This window comes from Streptacidiphilus sp. ASG 303, from assembly GCF_020991365.1.
In the GTDB taxonomy this organism is placed as follows: domain Bacteria; phylum Actinomycetota; class Actinomycetes; order Streptomycetales; family Streptomycetaceae; genus Peterkaempfera.
On the sequence record NZ_JAJLRA010000002.1, the window covers coordinates 1 to 15,920 of the forward strand.

Genomic DNA, 15,920 nt, shown 5'->3' on the forward strand with positions numbered 1-15,920 from the left:
CCCACTTCGATCGTTAAACACCCGATTCGCACGAAAACAGAGGTTTATCCGGGCCGTGGACGGGGCGCGGGGGTCTCCTACCGGGCGTCGTAATCCCCCACGGGCGTGTGAGCCTCTTCACGCGAAAGCCCCCTCCCGTGGATCGCAAAGAAACGTTTGCAAAGAACTCTTGGCGGTTGTACGGTCGTCGCATGGACGACCGCCGCGGGCCGGACCCCGCCACCGACGTCGTACTGGACGCCCGCGGACTGCGGGCCCTGGCGCACCCCGTCCGGGTGCAGCTCCTGGGCCTGCTGCGCCGGCACGGGCCCTCGACCGCCACCCGGCTGGCCGACCGGACCGGGCTCACCTCGGGAGCCACCAGCTACCACCTGCGCCAGCTCGCCGCCGCGGGCTTCGTCGAGGAGGACACCGGCCGCGGCAACGCCCGGGACCGCTGGTGGCGCTCCGTGCACCGGGTCACCCGGTTCGACGACCTCGACCTGGCCGCGCAGGAGCCCGAGGCCACCCTGGCGTACCTCCAGTCGGTCGCCGCCGCGCACACCCTGAGCCTGCAGCGGACGCTGAACGAACTCCCGACCGCGCCGCGCGCCTGGCAGGAGGCCTTCGACATGAGCGACTGGGCCCTGCGGCTGACGCCGGAGGAGGCCTGCGCCCTGCAGGAGGAGCTGGCGTCGGTGGTGGCCCGCTACCGCCAGGACACGCCCGGGGCGGCGGCGTCCGCACCGCCCGGGGCGCAGCGGGTCTCGGTGGTCTCCCACCTGCTGCCCGAGCTGGACGCGGACGGGGCGGACGCGGACGGGGCGGACACGGACGAGGCGGACACGGACGAGGCGGGCGCGGACGCGGAGGAGGAGTCGTGAGCGCACCGGCCACGGAGGCGCCCGCTGCGGAGGACCCCGCCGGGCGGCGCGAGCTGCGGCCGCTGGCGGCGGTCCTCACGGCGACGGCGGTGTCGCTGACCGGCACCCGGATCTCCGCCGTCGCGCTCCCCTGGTTCGTCCTCGCCACCAGCGGCAGCGCCACCCGGACCGGCCTGGTCGCCTTCTGCGAGATGGCGCCCTACGTGCTGGTCAAGGCGCTCACCGGACCGCTGCTGGACCGGGTCGGCCCGCGGCGGGCCTCCTGGACGGCCGACGCCGCCAGCGCCGTCGCGGCGGCGCTCGTCCCCCTGCTGCACGCCCTGGGGCTGCTGCACTTCGGGACGCTGCTGGCCCTGGTCGCCGCCGTCGGCGCGGTGCGCGGCCCCGGCGACCTGGCCAAGCACGTCATGGTGCCCGAGGCGGCCGAGCGCAGCCGGGTCCCGCTGGAGCGGGCGGCCGGCCTGGCCGGGGTGACCGAGCGGCTGGCCTCCACGGTCGGTCCGGCGGCGGGCGGCGCGCTGGTCGCGCTCGTCGGCCCGCTCGCCGGCGTGGCCGTGAACGCGGCCTGCTTCGCGCTCGGCGCCGTGGTGGTCGGCCTCGGCCTGCCGCGCGGCGCCGGCCGGTCCGCCGCCTCCCCGCAGGACGCGGAGGGCGGTGCCGGGCAGGGCTACTGGCAGCGGTTCGGGGAGGGGCTGCGCTTCCTGCGCGGCGACCGGCTGCTGCTCACCGTCAGTGTGATGGTCGCCGTCACCAACCTGCTGGACGCGGGGTTCACGACGGTGCTGGTCCCGGTGTGGGCGAAGGAGTCCGGGGGCGGGCCCGCCGCCATCGGGCTCACCGGGAGCGCCTGGGGCGTCGCGGCGGTCTGCGGGAGCCTGGTGGCGGCGGCGGTCGCGCACCGGATGCGGCGGCGGACCGTCTTCTTCGCGGGCTTCCTGGTGGCCGGTGCCCCCAAGTTCCTGGTCCTGGCCCTGGGCGCGCCGACGGGGGCGGTCCTGGCGGTCTTCGCCGCGGGCGGCTTCGGCGCGGGGTTCCTCAACCCGATCCTGGGGGCGGTCGCCTTCGAACGGGTGCCGCGCCGTCTGCTCGGACGCGTCGGCGCCATCGGGGACTCGCTGGCCTGGGCCGGCATCCCCCTGGGCGGCCTCCTCGGCGGCGCGGCCGTGGCCGCCGCCGGCCTGGCGCCGGTCCTGCTGGCGGCCGGCGGCGCGTACCTCCTCACCACGACCCTCACCGGGCTGCGGCCGGAGTGGCGCGGGATGGACCGGCGGCGCGGGCGGGGCGCGGGGGCGGCAGCCGTCCCCTCCCCCGCAGGCCCGCGGGAGCCCGCAGTTCCGCAGGAGCCCGCAGGGCTGCCGGACCCCGCCGGGGCCGCCGACGGCGGGCGGTCCGTGGCCGACGCCGTCGGCACGCCGGGCTGAGGGGCGGCCGGGCTGAGGGGCGGGGGTGCCGGAGCCTCCTCCGGCCAGCGGGCGGGCGGCCCCGCAGGCCGGGAGGGGGCCTCCGGCCGGCTGGCGCACCGGTAGGGTCGTCCGCCATGGGCGGAGCGGCGGACGGGCTGAGGGCAGGCGGACTGACGGCGGGTCGGATCGGGGAGTGGTTCGGCGCCGACGGGGTGGGACGGGCCCGGACGGCGCCGCCGGCGGCCCTGGCGCACGGGCCGAGCCGCCGCTTCCTGGCGGAGGTGGGCCTGCCCCTGCGGGCCGCGGACCTGGAGCTGGCCCCGGACCTCGGCGCCGGCCGGGCCGCCCCCTCCCCCGGTGCTCCGCCCCGGCAGGGCCCGCCCGGGGAGGAGGGGCTGCTCGGGCTGGGCAGGCCCGCCTACGGCCTGGACCGGGTGGTGCTGGACGGCGCCACCGGGCGCGTCCACCTCGCCCGGCGACCCGGGACCGCGGCAGGGCCGGGACGGGACCTGCTCGCGTCGGACCTCTCGACGCTGGTGGCACTGGCGCGGGAGGTCGAGCTGGTGTGGCGGACCGCGTCCGACCCGGCGGCCCTCGGCGGCAGGCGCGGACCGGCCGTGGCCGACGAGGTCGCCGCGGCGGCCCTGGGGAGGATGCGGGAGATCGACCCGGAGGTGTTCGCGGGGGACGCCCCGCCCGCGCACTGGGCGCACGCCGTCCTGGCGCGGAGCCTGCGGTGGGGCGCGCGGCCCGGAGGTCCGGGCGGTCCGGCGTACGAGATCACGCCGGACCTGGTCGCCGAGCTCGGCGAACCGTACCGCTATGCGGAGGCGGACCTGCCGGAGCGGCTCGTGCACGGGCCGACGCGCCGCCTGCTGGCCGAGGTGGGCGTGCCGCTGGGGGACGGCCTGTTCCAGGAGCCGGAGGAGCGGCTCGTCCCGTTCGGCGAGGCCTGGCCGGAGTGCTTCGAGGACGTGGAGCCCGGCGACCCGGACGCCCGGTGGCACCAGCGGGACTTCCTGCTGCTCGCGGGCTGGGTCGACGACCTGCCCGTGGTGCTGGACGGCGCCACGGGCCGGCTGGAGGTGCCCGTCGGCGGGGACGAGGGCCGGCCGGACGCCTACCTCAACCGGGACCTCTCGGCCCTGCTCCACGTCTGCTGGGCCGTGCGGAGGGTCCGGACCGAGAACAGCCGCTGGAGGCGCGGACCAGCACCCCTGCCCTGGCGGGCCTACGCCCCGGACGCCCTGCTGGGGATGTGGGCGGAGCGCCTGGTCGAGCACCTCGACCCGGAGGCCTTCGCGGAGCCGTCGCGGCCGTGGCGGTCCCTGGCCGAGGACGGCCCCATGGGAGGTCTGGCCGGATGACGGACGGCCGCGCGGCGGACGGACGGGCTGCGGACGGACGGGCTGCGGACGGAGGGAAGGAGACCCCGGGAGCGGCGGGGCGGGACGGCCGGGTGCGGTGGGCGGCGGCGGCCGCGGCGGCGGCGGTGCTCGCCGCCGGGCTCGTGCTCCGGGCGGCGGGCGGCGCGGCCGCCGCGTACAGCGGGGCCGCCCTGTACACGGCGCTGGTGTACGCGCTGGCGGTGCTGGCCGCCCCCCGGACGGCTCCGCGGGCGGCCGCGGCCGCCGCGCTGGGGTGGAGCTGGGCGGTGGAGTGCCTCCAGCTCACCGGGCTGCCCGCGCGGCTGTCGCAGCACAGCACCGCGGCCCGGCTGGTCCTCGGCTCCACCTTCGACGCCCGCGACCTGGCCCTGTACGCGGTGGGCGCGCTCTGCTGCGGGCTCCTGCACACGGCGGCCCGGGCGGGCCGGCCGGCCGCACGGTGACCCGCCCGGGCCGGCCGGCCGCACGGACGCGGCAGGCCGCGGGCGGCGCTCAGCCGGCGACGCGGCGGGCGTCGCGCGGCCCGGGGCAGTCGCCGACGGGCGGCTCGGGGTCGGAGGAGCGCACCTCCGGCGCGATGCCCTCGGTGGGCGCGGTGCGGCGGCGGCCGACGTCCGTACGCCAGGCCTCGAAGGCGGCGGTGGTGGCGGCGACCACGGCGAGGCCCAGCAGCCAGCCGCCGACCACGTCGCTCAGCCAGTGCACGCCGAGCGCCACCCGGGTGTAGCCGACGCCGACCACGGAGACGACCGCCAGGGCCCACGGCAGCGGGCGCCACCGGCGGGGCACCATCGGCAGCAGGACCAGCAGCAGCACCGGGCAGCAGGTGGCCGCGGTCATGGCGTGGCCGGAGGGGAACGAGAAGCCGGGCGCGTGGGCGACCGGGTCGGGCAGCGAGGGGCGGGTGCGGGCGACGACCGTCTTGACCAGCAGGCCGACCAGGCCGCTCGCGGCGACGGTGACCGCCGCCCAGGCGGCGAGCCGCCAGGCGCGGCGGAACAGCAGCCAGACGACGAGGAGGACGGTGAGCAGCCGCATGGTCACCGGGTCCCAGACCATGTCGGTGAGGACCCGCAGGACGGAGACCAGGGCGGGGTGGGCCAGCGCCTGCTGGTGCAGGTCCTCGGCGGTGTCGCGGTCGAGGCGGAGCGCGGGCGGCCAGTGGGCCTCGACCAGCAGCAGCACCAGGCCGAACGGCACGGCCGCCACCGCGAAGGCGGCGACCGCGAGCAGCATCCGCATGCCCAGCCGCCGGTCGGGGCCGTAGCGGCCCGGGTCCAGGAATCCCACCATGTCACGTACACCCATGGATGCCGCCCTACCCTCTCTCGAACGTTTCAGTGCCCGGCGCGCTCAGGCGCCCGGGTCCTCGGTGATCGGCTCGCGGACGCCCGCCCGCCTCGCCTCCAACTGGGCGGCGAAGGCCAGGCCCAGGAAGAGGGCGAGCGAGGTCAGGTAGCACCAGAGCAGCAGCGAGACGAACGCGCTGAGGGGCCCGTAGACGGACTTGAAGGAGCCCTCGGCGCCGACGTACAGGGCGAGCCCCCAGGTCGCCAGCGTCCACAGCAGGAGGTGGACGGCGGCTCCGAAGGCCAGCCAGGTGTAGCCGGGCTGGACGCGGCGCGGCGAGCGGCGGAAGACGACGCTGCCGGCGATGAGCGCGAGCAGGACGCCGACCGGCCAGCGCAGCACGTTCCAGGCGTCCACCGTGGCCGGGTCCAGGTGGTAGACCTGCGTGAGGGAGGCCGCGATGTCGGCCCCGGCCACCATCAGGACGAAGCCCACGCCCATGGGCAGGCCGGTGGCGACGGCCATGATCAGGCCCCGGGTGTACTTCAGGTGGAAGGGCCGGTCGCGCTCCACGCCGTAGATCCGGTTGGCGCCGCGCTCGATCTGGCACATGGCGGTGGCGACGTTGACGACCGAGAAGAGCAGGCCGAACCAGAGGGCGGCCTGGCTGCCGTCGCCCGCCTGCCGCCGGCTGCGGGACAGGGCGTCCTCCACGACCTGCTGGCTGGGTCCCGCGGTGATGCGGCGGATGGTCAGCTCGACGACCCGGCCGATGCCCTCGGTGTGCACGACGCTGGAGAGCCCGATCACCGCGATCGCGAACGGGACGAGCGAGAGCGCGGTCTGCAGGGCCAGGGCCCGGGAGTGGCTGAAGCCGTCGGCGTAGCGGAAGCGCAGGAAGGAGTCGCGCAGCAGCTTCCAGCCGCCGTAGCGCCGCAGGGCGGTCCAGGCGTCGTCGGCGGAGAGCTCCTCCCCCTGCATGTCGCGGGTCTGCGGGACGCGCGTGGCGGTACCCATCGGTCTTCCTCTGTCTCCTTCGGTGGGGCGGTGCGGACGGTGGCGGCGGGGTGCGGGCGGGCGGCGGTGCGGACGGTGCGGGGACAGCGGCCGCCGGCCGCCCCGAGGGCGGCCGGCGGGCGGGGTGCCGGGGCCGGCCGGACGCCGGCGGCCGGGCACCTGCGGCCGGGCACCTGCGGTCAGGTGCCCGCGGTCAGCGGACCGGCCTCGCGGGCCGCGGGGGCGCGGTCCGCCGTCCCGCTCCCCGCCGCCCGGTCCCGGCCGGCGGCGCGGTCGGCGGGCAGCCGGACCAGAAGCGCCCCGGGCCGGACCTCGACCACGAGGGTACGGCCGTCGGCGACGGCGTCGCCGTCGAGCTCACGGGGCTGGGGGCCGCCGAGGTCGAGTTCGACCCTGGCGGCGGTGAAGTACTCCAGGGCGCCGCGGGCGGCCCGCCGGGTGGGGGCGGCCTGCTCGGGGGTCCGGTCCCGGCCGGGCAGCATGCGGGCGCCCAGGTGCCCGGCGGCGGCGATCCAGCCGGCGGGTCCGCGGGGGTCGAGGAGCAGCACGTCCATGCGTCCGCTGTCGTGGCGGGCGTCCGGGAGCAGCGGGAGGCCGCCCTGGAGGGAGCCGACGTTGCCGACGACGGCCATCCGGGCGCGGCGGTGCAGCACGGGGCCGCCGTCGAGCCGGAGGGTGATCCGCATCCGGGGATCGCGCAGGTGGCGGGCGGCGGAGAGGAGGTACGCGACCCAGCCGAGGCGGGCCTTGAGCCGGTCGGAGGCGTCCCGGACCATGGCGGCGTCGAAGCCGGCGCCCGCCATGACCGTGAAGCAGGTGGGCTCGAGGCCGTCGCCGCTCGCCACGCCGAGGTCGACCGGGGCGGGCTCGCCGCCGAGGGCGTCGTCGAGGGCGGCCACCGGGTCGAGGGGCAGGCCGAGGTTGCGGGCGAGGAGGTTGCCGGTGCCGCAGGGCACGACGGCCATGGGCGTGCCGGTGCCGCACAGGCCGCCGGCGCAGGCCATCACGGTGCCGTCGCCGCCGCAGACGACGACGAGGTCGGCGCCGGAGGCGGCGGCGGCTGCGGCGGGGCCGCCGCCGGGGTCGTCGACGGTCGTCTCCGTCCACGCCTGGTCGGTGTAGCCGTGGCGGTCGAGGACGGCGCGGAGGCGGGCGCGCAGGTCGTCGGAGGTGACCGTGGGGTTGTGGACCACGGCGGCGCGCAGGCCCGCGGCGCGGGGGCGCGGGGCGGCCACGGGCGCGGTGGACGCGGACGCGGTGGACGCGGCGGCGGACGCGGACGCGGCGGCCGGGGCGGGGCGGCCGGGCACCCAGGGGGACCGGCGGGCGAGGAGGGTGCGGCCCATGACGAGGAGCGCGCAGGTGCCGTTGACAAGGCCGCCGAGGACGTCGGTGGGGTGGTGCATGCCGCGGTAGAGGCGGGAGACGGCGACGGCGGGCGGGACGAGGAACAGGACCGCGGCCGCGACGTACCGCCAGGGGCCGCGCAGGCGGGAGAGCGCGAGGACGGCCAGTCCGCCGTAGAGGGCGGTGGAGGCACCGGTGTGCCCCGAGGGGAAGCTGGAGGTGGGCGGCGCCCCGTCGAGGTGGTGCACCTCGGGCCGCGGCCGCTCCACGCACAGGGTGACCAGCAGGAAGACGGCGGACTGGACGGCGACCGCGCCGCCGAGGAAAACGGCCTCGCGCCAGCGGGGCAGCCGCGGCAGCAGGAGCAGCGCCGCGATGCAGACCGCGGTGCCCGTCACGACGGCGGGCGTGTTGGCGATCGTGGAGAACCACGAGGTCACCGTGTTCCCGGTCGGGGTGCGGTGGGCGGCGAGGAAGCGGTTGACATTGTCCTCGGCGCTCACCGGGAGGTGGTGGGCCATCACCAGGGTGAGCAGGAGCCCCAGGCCCACCATGAGTGCCGCCTGCCCCAGCAGCAGCACACCGATCCGTCTCGCGGCAGGGCCGCTCTCCTTCAGCATGGTCGGCTTCTTGCCCGCGCCGGGCAGGAGATTCCTGCCGGGTTCCGGAAAGGGCGTCAGACCCGCTCCTTCGTCGGCCGCCGACCCCGCCCGGCCGTGCGGGCGGCGGCCGGACGGGGCGGCCCGCGGACGGGGCCGGGCGGCAGGGGTCGGGGCCGGGTCCTCGGGGCCGGCCGGGTGCCGGGTGCCGGGTGCCGGGTGCCGGGGGTCAGACGCCGGGGGTCAGACGCCGGGGGTCAGACGCCGGGGGTCAGACGCCGGGGGTCAGGTGCCGGGGGTCAGGTGCCGGGGGCGAACTCGGCGCGCAGCGCGTCGGTGTGCTCGCCCAGCGCGGGGACGGGGCGCATCGGCGCCTCGCGGCCGTGGACGCTCACGGGCGGCAGCAGTCCGCGCAGCGGCCCCGCCGGGGAGTCGAAGGTGCGCCAGCGGTCGCGGGCCGCCAGCTGCGGGTGGTCGGCGAGCTCGGCGACGGTGCGCAGCCGGGCGTTGGCGATGCCCGCGGCGTCCAGTTCGGCGGCCAGGCCGTCGGCGGTGCGGTCCGCGAGGCACTCCTCGATGACGGCGGTGAGCTCGTCGTCGTGGGCGCGGCGCAGCGGGTTGTCGGCGAAGCGCGGGTCGCGGACGAGGCCGGGCCGGCCGAGGACGCGCTCGCAGAGCAGCACCCACTCGCGGTCGTTCTGGACGCTGAGGAAGACCTGCGCGCCGTCGCCGGTGCGGTAGTGGCCGTAGGGGGAGATCGACGGGTGGCGGGCGCCGCTGGGGACGACGGGGGTCCCGCCGTACGCCTGGGCGTAGTAGGGGTGGCCCATCCACTCGGCGAGGGCGTCGAGGAGGGAGACCTCGAGCGCGGTGCCCTCGCCGGTGCGTTCGCGCTCGTAGAGGGCGGTGAGGATGCCGGTGTGGACGTACATGCCGCCGGCGATGTCGGCGACGGAGATGCCGGGGCGGGCGGGGTGCCCGGGGGTGCCGGTGACGGAGAGCAGGCCGGCCTCGCACTGGACGAGCAGGTCGTAGGCCTTCTTGTCGCGGTAGGGGCCGTCGGTGCCGTAGCCGGTGAGGGAGCAGGTGATCAGGCGGGGGTGGCGGGCGCGCAGGCCGGCGGCGGCGAGGCCGAGGCGGTCGGCGGCGCCGGGGGCGAGGTTCTGGACGAAGACGTCGGCGCGGGCCAGCATCCGGTCGAGCAGGGCGCGGTCGGCGTCGTCGCGGAGGTCGAGGACGGCGCTCTCCTTGCCGCGGTTGATCCAGACGAAGTAGGCGGACAGCCCGCGGACCTCGCGGTCGTAGGCGCGGGCGAAGTCGCCGCCGCCGGGGCGTTCGACCTTGATGACGCGGGCGCCGAGGTCGGCGAGCTGCCGGGTGGCGAAGGGGACGGCGACGGCCTGTTCGAGGGCGACGACGGTGATGCCGCGGAGGGGCTGCACGGGCGGCTCGCTTCCGGGGAGGCCGGCCGGTGTCGGGCACGGCGGGGACGGCGGGGACGGGGAGGTGGAGCGGCGGACGCGGGAGGGCGGACGGGGGGCGGGACGGCGGGTGGGACGGCGGGTGGGGGGCTGAAGGACGGGCGGGGTGGAGGACGGGGGCGCGCGGGTGCGGCAGGGGGCGCGGTCACGCTACCGGGGGCGCGTACGGAGCGGGATGACGCCGAGCGCGGCTTGCGGCAGACTCCGGGAGGCCCGCGGCCGTCCGGGCCGCCCTCCCGTGGAGGAGATCCATGCCCCACTCCCTGTCAGGTGCGCTGCGGCGCACGGTTCCTGCGGCGCTCGCCCTCGCGCTGTTGCCGATGGCGGCGCCCTCGGCGGCCGAGGCGGCGACCTCACCGGTGGCGTGCGGCTCGACCGGCCGCCCCGCACTGGCGACCCAGCTCTCCCGGGACATCGGCGCGGCGGTGGCGGGCCGGGCCGGGACGGTCTCGGTGGGCCTGTGGGACCGCGCCACGGGCACGTGGTGCGGGATGCACTACACCTGGCACTACGACTCGGCGAGCGTGGTGAAGGCGATCGTGATGCAGGCCGTGCTGCGCCGGGCCATGGAGTCGCACCGGAAGCTGTCCTCGCAGGAGGACGCGCTCATCACCGCGATGATCACGAGGTCCGACAACGACGCCACCACGACGCTCTGGCGCAGCCTGGGCCGCGCCCGGGTGCAGCGGTACCTGCAGCTGGCGGGCCTGACCCACACCACGCTGGACGCCGGGGGCGCCTGGGGCCTGACCCGGATCACGGCGCAGGACGAGCTGCGCGTCCTGGCCCTGCTGGACAGTGCGAACACGGTGCTGTCCGACGCCTCGCGGGCCTACGGCCTGCGGCAGATGGCGAACGTGGTGAGCTCCCAGCGGTGGGGCACGCCCGCGGGCGCCCCGGCCGGGATCGGCGTGCACGTGAAGAACGGCTGGCTCCCGCGGGCCACCCACGGCTGGCGGGTGCACAGCATAGGCGCCTTCACCCGGACCACGGGCCCGGGCTACCGGCTGGTGGTGCTGACGCAGGACAACGGGACGATGGGCTACGGGGTCACCACGATCGAGCGGATAGCCCGGGTGGTCCACCACGACCTGAACCCGGGCGCGGCGGCCGCCACGACGAGCGGCAGGACCAGCGGGTACCCGGGCGCGGGGACGCCGGCCCGGGTGTCGGAGCAGTCGGACGGTTCGGACCACGGCTCGTTCAAGTAGTGAACACATCGGGTTTGTTTCTGAGGGGTTAACTACGTAAGTTGAAGCCGCGGCGGGGTCCACCCCCCGCCGCGGTGTTCAGTGTGGAACCCCGGCAGGAGCAAGAACGTGAGCGTCACCAAGCCCCCGGCCCCCGGCCGGACAGCCGCGTCGGCGGCAGGAACCGAGCACCTCGCCCATGTGGTGTTCATCACCGCTGCGGCCGCGCTGGGAGGATTCCTCTTCGGCTACGACAGCTCCGTGATCAACGGCGCCGTCTCCGGGATCAAGGACCGGTTCGGCGTCGGCGACAACGTCAGCTGGATCGTCGCGTCCGCCCTGCTGGGCTCCGCGGTCGGCGCGGCCCTCGCCGGCCGCTTCGCGGACCGGTGGGGCCGCATTCGGGTCATGAAGATAGCCGCCGCCCTCTTCGCGGTGAGCTCGGTGGGCTCGGCGCTCCCCTTCTCGGCCTGGGACCTCACCTTCTGGCGGGTCCTCGGCGGCGCGGCGATCGGCATCGCGTCCGTGATCGCCCCCGCGTACATCGCCGAGGTCGCCCCGTCCGCCTACCGCGGCCGGCTGGCCTCCTTCCAGCAGCTGGCGATCGTGCTCGGCATCGCCGTCTCGCAGCTGGTGAACTGGGCGATCGACAAGGCCGCGGGCAGCGACGTCCGCGGCGAGCTGGCCGGGCTGGAGGCCTGGCAGTGGATGCTCGGCGCCTGCCTGGTGCCCGCGGTGGTGTACTTCGTGCTGGCCTCGGTGATCCCCGAGTCGCCGCGCTTCCTCGTCTCCGCCGGGCGCACCGAGGAGGCCCGCGCGGTGCTGCGGGAGGTCGAGGGCGGGTCCGCGGACACCGACGCCCGCATCGCCGAGATCCGCGAGCTGATCGCCACCGACCACAAGCCGCGCCTGAAGGACCTGCTCGGCGGCCGCTTCGGCCTGCTGCCGATCGTCTGGACCGGCGTGCTGCTCTCGGTCTTCCAGCAGCTGGTCGGCATCAACGTGATCTTCTACTACTCGTCGATCCTCTGGCAGTCGGTGGGCATCGACCAGAGCAGCTCGCTGCTGATCAGCTTCTCGAGCTCGATCATCAACATCGTCGGCACCCTGATCGCCATCGCCTGCGTCGACCGCATCGGCCGCAAGCCGCTCGCGCTCATCGGCTCCGTCGGCATGGCGCTCTCGCTGGGCACCGCCGCCTGGGCGTTCAGCTACGCCAGCGGCAGCGGCGACGCGGTCTCCATCCCCGACCTGCAGGGCACGGTCGCCCTGGTCGCGGCCAACGCCTTCGTGCTCTTCTTCGCCATGTCGTGGGGCGTCGTGGTGTGGGTGATGCTCGGCGAGATGTTCCCCAACCGGCTGCGCGCGGCCGCGCTGTCGCTGGCCGCCTCGGCGCAGTGGATCGCCAACTGGGTGATCACCGTGTCGTTCCCCCGCATGTCGACCTGGAACCTCTCGGCGACCTACGTGGTCTACGCGGTGTTCGCCGCGCTGTCGGTCCCCTTCGTGGCGCGCTTCGTCCGCGAGACCAAGGGACGCCGCCTGGAGGAGATGGGCTGAGCCGCGGCCGGGCCGCCGCACGGCCCCGGACGTGGTGCCGCGGGCACCGGGCGTGCGGCTCGCCCGGTGCCCGCGGTGTCGGTGCCGCCGGGCCCTCCCGCCCCGGGTGCGGGGCGGGAGGACGCCGCGGGGTCCTGCGGGGCGTTCCGTCAGTAGACGCTGACGCCGTAGTAGTTGAGCGCCTCGGTGACCGGCTGGAAGTAGGTCGTGCCGCCGGAGGAGCAGTTGCCGCTGCCGCCGGAGGTGAGGCCGTAGGCGGTGGTGCCCGCGTACAGGGAGCCGCCGCTGTCGCCGCCCTCGGCGCAGACCGTGGTCTTGATCAGGCCGGAGACGGTGCCCTCGGCGTAGTTGACGGTGGAGTTGAGGGCCGTCACCGTGCCGCTGTGGACGCCGGTGGTGGAGCCGCTGCGGTAGACGGTCTGGCCGACCGACGGGGTGCCCGCCGAGGTGATGTCCTGGTAGGACCCGTTGTAGAGGTAGACGTTGCCCGCCGGGGTGCCGGTGGTGGTGTAGCGGACGATGGCGAAGTCGTTGCCGGGGAAGCTGGAGCCGGCCGTGGTGCCGATCTGGCTCGTCTGCGAGGAGTTGGAGTACCACGTCGAGGTGAGGTTGCCGCAGTGGCCCGCCGTCAGGAAGTAGTACGTGGAGCCGCTCCGGACGTTGAAGCCGAGCGAGCAGCGGTAGCCGCCGCCGTAGATGGCCTGGCCGCCGCTGAGGCGCAGGCTGAACCTGCCGTTGACGCGCTCCAGGCGGGCGGCCGCGCCGAGGCCCTTGGCGGCCTTCTGGATGCGGGCGAGCCTCGCGCCGGTGACGGAGGAGTCGGCGGAGACGACGACCTGGTTGCTGACCGGGTCCACCGACCAGGCGGTGCCGGGGATGCGGGCGGTGCGGTCGAGGGTGGCGGTGGCGGCCTTGAGCTGGGCGCCGCTGCGGGCGACCATCCTCGCGACGGCCCCCTGGGCGCGGACCTTCGCGGCCGAGGCGGAGTCGGTGACGGTGACCACGAGGCGGCCGCCGTCGACGTACGATCCGGCGGTGTGCGCGTCGCCCAGCTGGTGCTGGACGGCGGCGGAGAGGGCGGACGCCTGCTGCGGGCTGAGGGCCTTCGCCTCGGCCGCCTGCGCCTGGGGCAGGGCGAGGGCGGTTCCGGTGAGCAGGGCGGCGGCGGTGGCGAGCAGGGCGGTCCGGCGGCCGGGGGTACGACTGATCCTCACGCGGGTCTCCTGGAGACTTGAGGACGGACACGGGGGCGTGCCCGGGCCCGCCGGTCCGGCGGGCGCGGTGTGGCCCGGTACGCGGCGTCCGCGGGTGAGCGGGTTCCGAGCCGCGTACATGTCAAGCCGTCAGTCAGTGTTCCCGCGTGCCGGCGGGGGCCGCAAGCCCCGCCCTCTGGCGACTTGTGGCCAGTGGCGGCCCCCGGCCACCGGCGGCCGCCCGGGGCGGGAGCCTTGCGGGGCAAGGGTGCTGCGGACACGAAACAGCGGCCCCGCCCGGTTCGGGCGGGGCCGCTGGGGCCGTGCGGAGGAGGTCAGGCGTGGCGCAGCAGCGCCGCGATGCCGTCGACCGGGCGGGGCCCCTCACCGCCCTCCAGCACCACCAGGTCGGCGGCGGTGGCCGCCAGGGCGCGCGCCATCGCGGCGTCCGCCCGGTCGTGCTCGGGCGTGTCCACGCCCATCAGCCGGGCGTCCTCGCTGAAGAGGGCCAGCTGGCCCGGCTCGGGGCCGATCCACAGCTGCGTGTCCGACTCCGGGTGGTCCTCCAGCAGCACCGTGAGCACCTTGCCCTCGGAGAGGGCGTTGACGACCGGGCCCACGCCCTGCACGGCCAGCGCGCGGCGGCCCAGCTCCTGGCTGAGGCGGTCGGCGGAGGCCCTGCGGCGGCGGGCCGCGTACTCGGCGAGGGCCGCCCGGCGGGCGGCGTCCAGGTGCTCGGGGCTGATCCCCACGGCCCGGCCGCCGGTCTCCAGGTCGACCAGCGGCTCCTGCCAGCGCTGGGGCAGGTGCTCCTGGAGCAGCCTGCGGGCGCGGACGTCGCCGGCGGTCATGATCAGCTCGACCCCGAACCGGTCCGCGACCTCGGCGACCTCGGCGGCGACCGCACGGGCGTTGCGGTCCCAGGTGTTCTCGGCGCGCCGCTGGAAGCGGGCTTGCGACCAGCCGCCGGGGCCGCCGGGGTGGACCTTGGTGATGGGGTCGGTGCTGCCCTCGACCTCGCGGCCGCCCGCCAGGACCTCGTGCCCCTCCGGGTCCGCGGTCCACACGGAGATGTCGGCGCCGGCGCGGTCGACGGCGACCACCATGTGCGGGATCCGCGCCCCGCGCTGCACCAGCAGCGGCATCACGTGCGGCAGCGGCGCCCAGTCGGCCGTGGTGTCCGTGGGGCCCTCGGGCAGCAGCTCGCTGTGGACGACCTCGCCGCCCGCGGCGAAGACCGCGAGGCCGCGGCGGCCGGGGGGGCTCGGGCGGTCGATGATGAAGTCGTGCACGGCCTGCGCGGTGCGGGCGTCGGCGCCCTGCTCCAGGAGCTGCTCGCGGGCGGACCGGGCGCGCAGCTGGATGGCGGCCCGCACGTCCTCCACGTCGCCCCCGATGTCGGCGTACACGCTGGCCCAGGGGCCGGGCCGCTCGTACAGGGGGCGAAGGTCGGTGAGTCTCACAGCAGGTTCCTCCTGACCTCGGGGTTTCTGCCGGACCGCCGGGCGTGGCCCGCGGCTGCCCTGCGGGTTCCCGGTCAGCAGGGGGCGAAACCGCCCTTACCGCCGTTTTCCGGGCGCCCGCCGGTGCCGTCCCGGTCCTCCCGGACGTCCGGATCCCCACCGGGCCCCCCGCTCCGCGCGTCCTCCGGCGCCCCGGGCCCCGCCGGGCGCGCCGGACCGGCGGCCGGGTGGCGCAGGGCGAGGCCGTCGAGGAGGGCCTCCAGCCCGGTCTCGAAGGCCCCCTCGTCGATCTCGCGGCGCCGCTCGGCCAGCAGGTGGGCCTGGTCCAGGTGCGGGTACCGGTCGGCGTAGACCGCGGCGTCGTCGGGGAAGCCGCGGGCGAAGGAGCCGAGGGCGGACCCGGTGACGAAGTAGCGCATCAGGGCGCCGATCCGGGTCGCCTGGGCGCGCGGCCAGCCGGCGCTGACCAGGGCGCCGAAGACGGCGTCGGCCAGGCGCAGGGCGTTCGGGCGGCGGCCGGGCCCCTGGGCGAGGACGGGCACGACGTGGGGGTGGGCGGCCAGCGCGGCGCGGTAGGAGCGGGCCCAGGCGCGCAGCGCGCCGGACCAGTCGGCGGCCGGTCCGCCCGCGCCGGGCGGGGCGGGGGCGGGCCCCGGGACGGCGGGCGGGGCGGGGGCGGGCCCCGGGACGGCGGGCGGGGCGGCGGCGAGCGGGCCCGGGTCGGGGAGGCCCGGGTCGGGCGGGCCGAACATGGAGAGGTCCACCTCGCCGACGACCGCGTCCGCCACCGCGTCCAGCAGGTCGTCCTTCGTGGCGAAGTGGTTGTACAGGGACGGCCCGCTGACGCCGAGTTCGGCGGCGAGCCGCCGGGTGGACAGCGCCTCCAGCCCCTCGGCGTCGACCAGGCGGAGGGCGGCGGCCACGATCCGGTCGTGGCTGAGGAGCGGCCGGCGCGGTCGGGCCACAGCACCTCCTGGGTCGTCGCCGGCGGCGGGCGGGGCGGGGGCTTCATTGTGGCAGCGGCCCCGGCGGGCGCAGCCCCTCTCCCCCGGCCCCCTCCCCCGACCCCCTTTCCAGGCGGCCGGTCCAGGGCTAGAGTCCGTAAAACTTGCACCGCTAGTTTACG

General features: G+C 76.8%; 13 protein-coding genes. 6 read left to right on the plus strand and 7 right to left on the minus strand.

Translation table 11 applies throughout. From position 1 onward, the window contains the following. Window positions 1-191 precede the first annotated feature (191 nt). The 4 genes from LO771_RS02775 (at window position 192) to LO771_RS02790 (ending at window position 4,097) form a co-directional block, all read left to right on the plus strand. A complete protein-coding gene (locus LO771_RS02775) occupies window positions 192-863 on the plus strand; it encodes a transcriptional regulator (RefSeq protein ID WP_230647962.1) in 672 nt (223 codons plus the stop codon). After that, entirely contained in the window at window positions 860-2,284 is a 1,425-nt protein-coding gene (locus LO771_RS02780; protein WP_230647963.1) for an MFS transporter, read from the plus strand. Before LO771_RS02775 ends, LO771_RS02780 begins: the two co-directional genes overlap by 4 nt. Window positions 2,285-2,400: 116 nt before the next feature. Then, window positions 2,401-3,633 carry an SUKH-4 family immunity protein gene (locus LO771_RS02785; RefSeq protein WP_230647964.1) on the plus strand — a complete coding sequence of 411 codons (1,233 nt, stop codon included), beginning with the start codon at window positions 2,401-2,403 and terminating at the stop codon, window positions 3,631-3,633. Then, window positions 3,630-4,097 (plus strand): DUF2809 domain-containing protein, encoded by a 468-nt coding sequence (locus LO771_RS02790; RefSeq protein ID WP_230647965.1) that lies wholly within the window; start codon window positions 3,630-3,632, stop codon window positions 4,095-4,097. The genes LO771_RS02785 and LO771_RS02790 overlap by 4 nt, the downstream gene beginning before the upstream one ends. A gap of 49 nt (window positions 4,098-4,146) precedes the next feature. Here LO771_RS02790 and LO771_RS02795 read toward each other — a convergent pair whose 3' ends face one another. From LO771_RS02795 to LO771_RS02810, 4 genes are all read right to left on the minus strand, one after another. After that, complete coding sequence (locus LO771_RS02795; protein WP_230647966.1) at window positions 4,147-4,962, minus strand: phosphatase PAP2 family protein; 816 nt, start codon at window positions 4,960-4,962, stop codon at window positions 4,147-4,149. Window positions 4,963-5,007: 45 nt separating this feature from the next. Then, entirely contained in the window at window positions 5,008-5,961 is a 954-nt protein-coding gene (locus LO771_RS02800; protein ID WP_230647967.1) for a YihY/virulence factor BrkB family protein, read from the minus strand. 179 nt (window positions 5,962-6,140) lie between these two features. Then, window positions 6,141-7,928: a diacylglycerol kinase family protein gene (locus LO771_RS02805; protein ID WP_230647968.1), complete on the minus strand. Its 1,788-nt coding sequence runs from the start codon at window positions 7,926-7,928 to the stop codon at window positions 6,141-6,143. Between the two features lie 278 nt (window positions 7,929-8,206). Continuing rightward, window positions 8,207-9,349, minus strand: coding sequence for a CaiB/BaiF CoA-transferase family protein (locus LO771_RS02810; protein WP_230647969.1), 1,143 nt, complete (start codon window positions 9,347-9,349; stop codon window positions 8,207-8,209). A gap of 290 nt (window positions 9,350-9,639) precedes the next feature. Here LO771_RS02810 and LO771_RS02815 point away from each other — a divergent pair, with 290 nt between their 5' ends. Continuing rightward, the gene (locus LO771_RS02815; RefSeq protein ID WP_230647970.1) at window positions 9,640-10,599 is read left to right on the plus strand and encodes a serine hydrolase; all 960 of its coding nucleotides are present in this window, start codon (window positions 9,640-9,642) and stop codon (window positions 10,597-10,599) included. A 108-nt stretch (window positions 10,600-10,707) separates the two neighbouring features. Next, window positions 10,708-12,138: a sugar porter family MFS transporter gene (locus tag LO771_RS02820; protein ID WP_230647971.1), complete on the plus strand. Its 1,431-nt coding sequence runs from the start codon at window positions 10,708-10,710 to the stop codon at window positions 12,136-12,138. A 149-nt stretch (window positions 12,139-12,287) separates the two neighbouring features. On the opposite strand, the gene LO771_RS02825 is transcribed toward LO771_RS02820, so the two are convergent. The 3 genes from LO771_RS02825 to LO771_RS02835 all read right to left on the minus strand — a co-directional run bounded on the left by LO771_RS02825 (window position 12,288) and on the right by LO771_RS02835 (window position 15,759). After that, a complete protein-coding gene (locus LO771_RS02825) occupies window positions 12,288-13,352 on the minus strand; it encodes a S1 family peptidase (RefSeq protein ID WP_230647972.1) in 1,065 nt (354 codons plus the stop codon). 314 nt (window positions 13,353-13,666) lie between these two features. Then, entirely contained in the window at window positions 13,667-14,794 is a 1,128-nt protein-coding gene (locus LO771_RS02830) for a Vms1/Ankzf1 family peptidyl-tRNA hydrolase (RefSeq protein WP_230647973.1), read from the minus strand. A 74-nt stretch (window positions 14,795-14,868) separates the two neighbouring features. Beyond that, a complete protein-coding gene (locus tag LO771_RS02835) occupies window positions 14,869-15,759 on the minus strand; it encodes a TetR/AcrR family transcriptional regulator (protein WP_230647974.1) in 891 nt (296 codons plus the stop codon). Between the last annotated feature and the right edge of the window lie 161 nt (window positions 15,760-15,920).

What these genes read in the sequence shown, in the direction of transcription:
- LO771_RS02815 (WP_230647970.1), top strand. Translation starts at nt 9,640, where the DNA reads ATGCCCCACTCCCTGTCAGGTGCGCTGCGGCGCACGGTTCCTGCGGCG.
- LO771_RS02795 (WP_230647966.1), bottom strand. Translation starts at nt 4,962, where the DNA reads ATGGGTGTACGTGACATGGTGGGATTCCTGGACCCGGGCCGCTACGGC.
- LO771_RS02800 (WP_230647967.1), bottom strand. Translation starts at nt 5,961, where the DNA reads ATGGGTACCGCCACGCGCGTCCCGCAGACCCGCGACATGCAGGGGGAG.
- LO771_RS02785 (WP_230647964.1), top strand. Translation starts at nt 2,401, where the DNA reads ATGGGCGGAGCGGCGGACGGGCTGAGGGCAGGCGGACTGACGGCGGGT.
- LO771_RS02805 (WP_230647968.1), bottom strand. Translation starts at nt 7,928, where the DNA reads ATGCTGAAGGAGAGCGGCCCTGCCGCGAGACGGATCGGTGTGCTGCTG.
- LO771_RS02775 (WP_230647962.1), top strand. Translation starts at nt 192, where the DNA reads ATGGACGACCGCCGCGGGCCGGACCCCGCCACCGACGTCGTACTGGAC.
- LO771_RS02790 (WP_230647965.1), top strand. Translation starts at nt 3,630, where the DNA reads ATGACGGACGGCCGCGCGGCGGACGGACGGGCTGCGGACGGACGGGCT.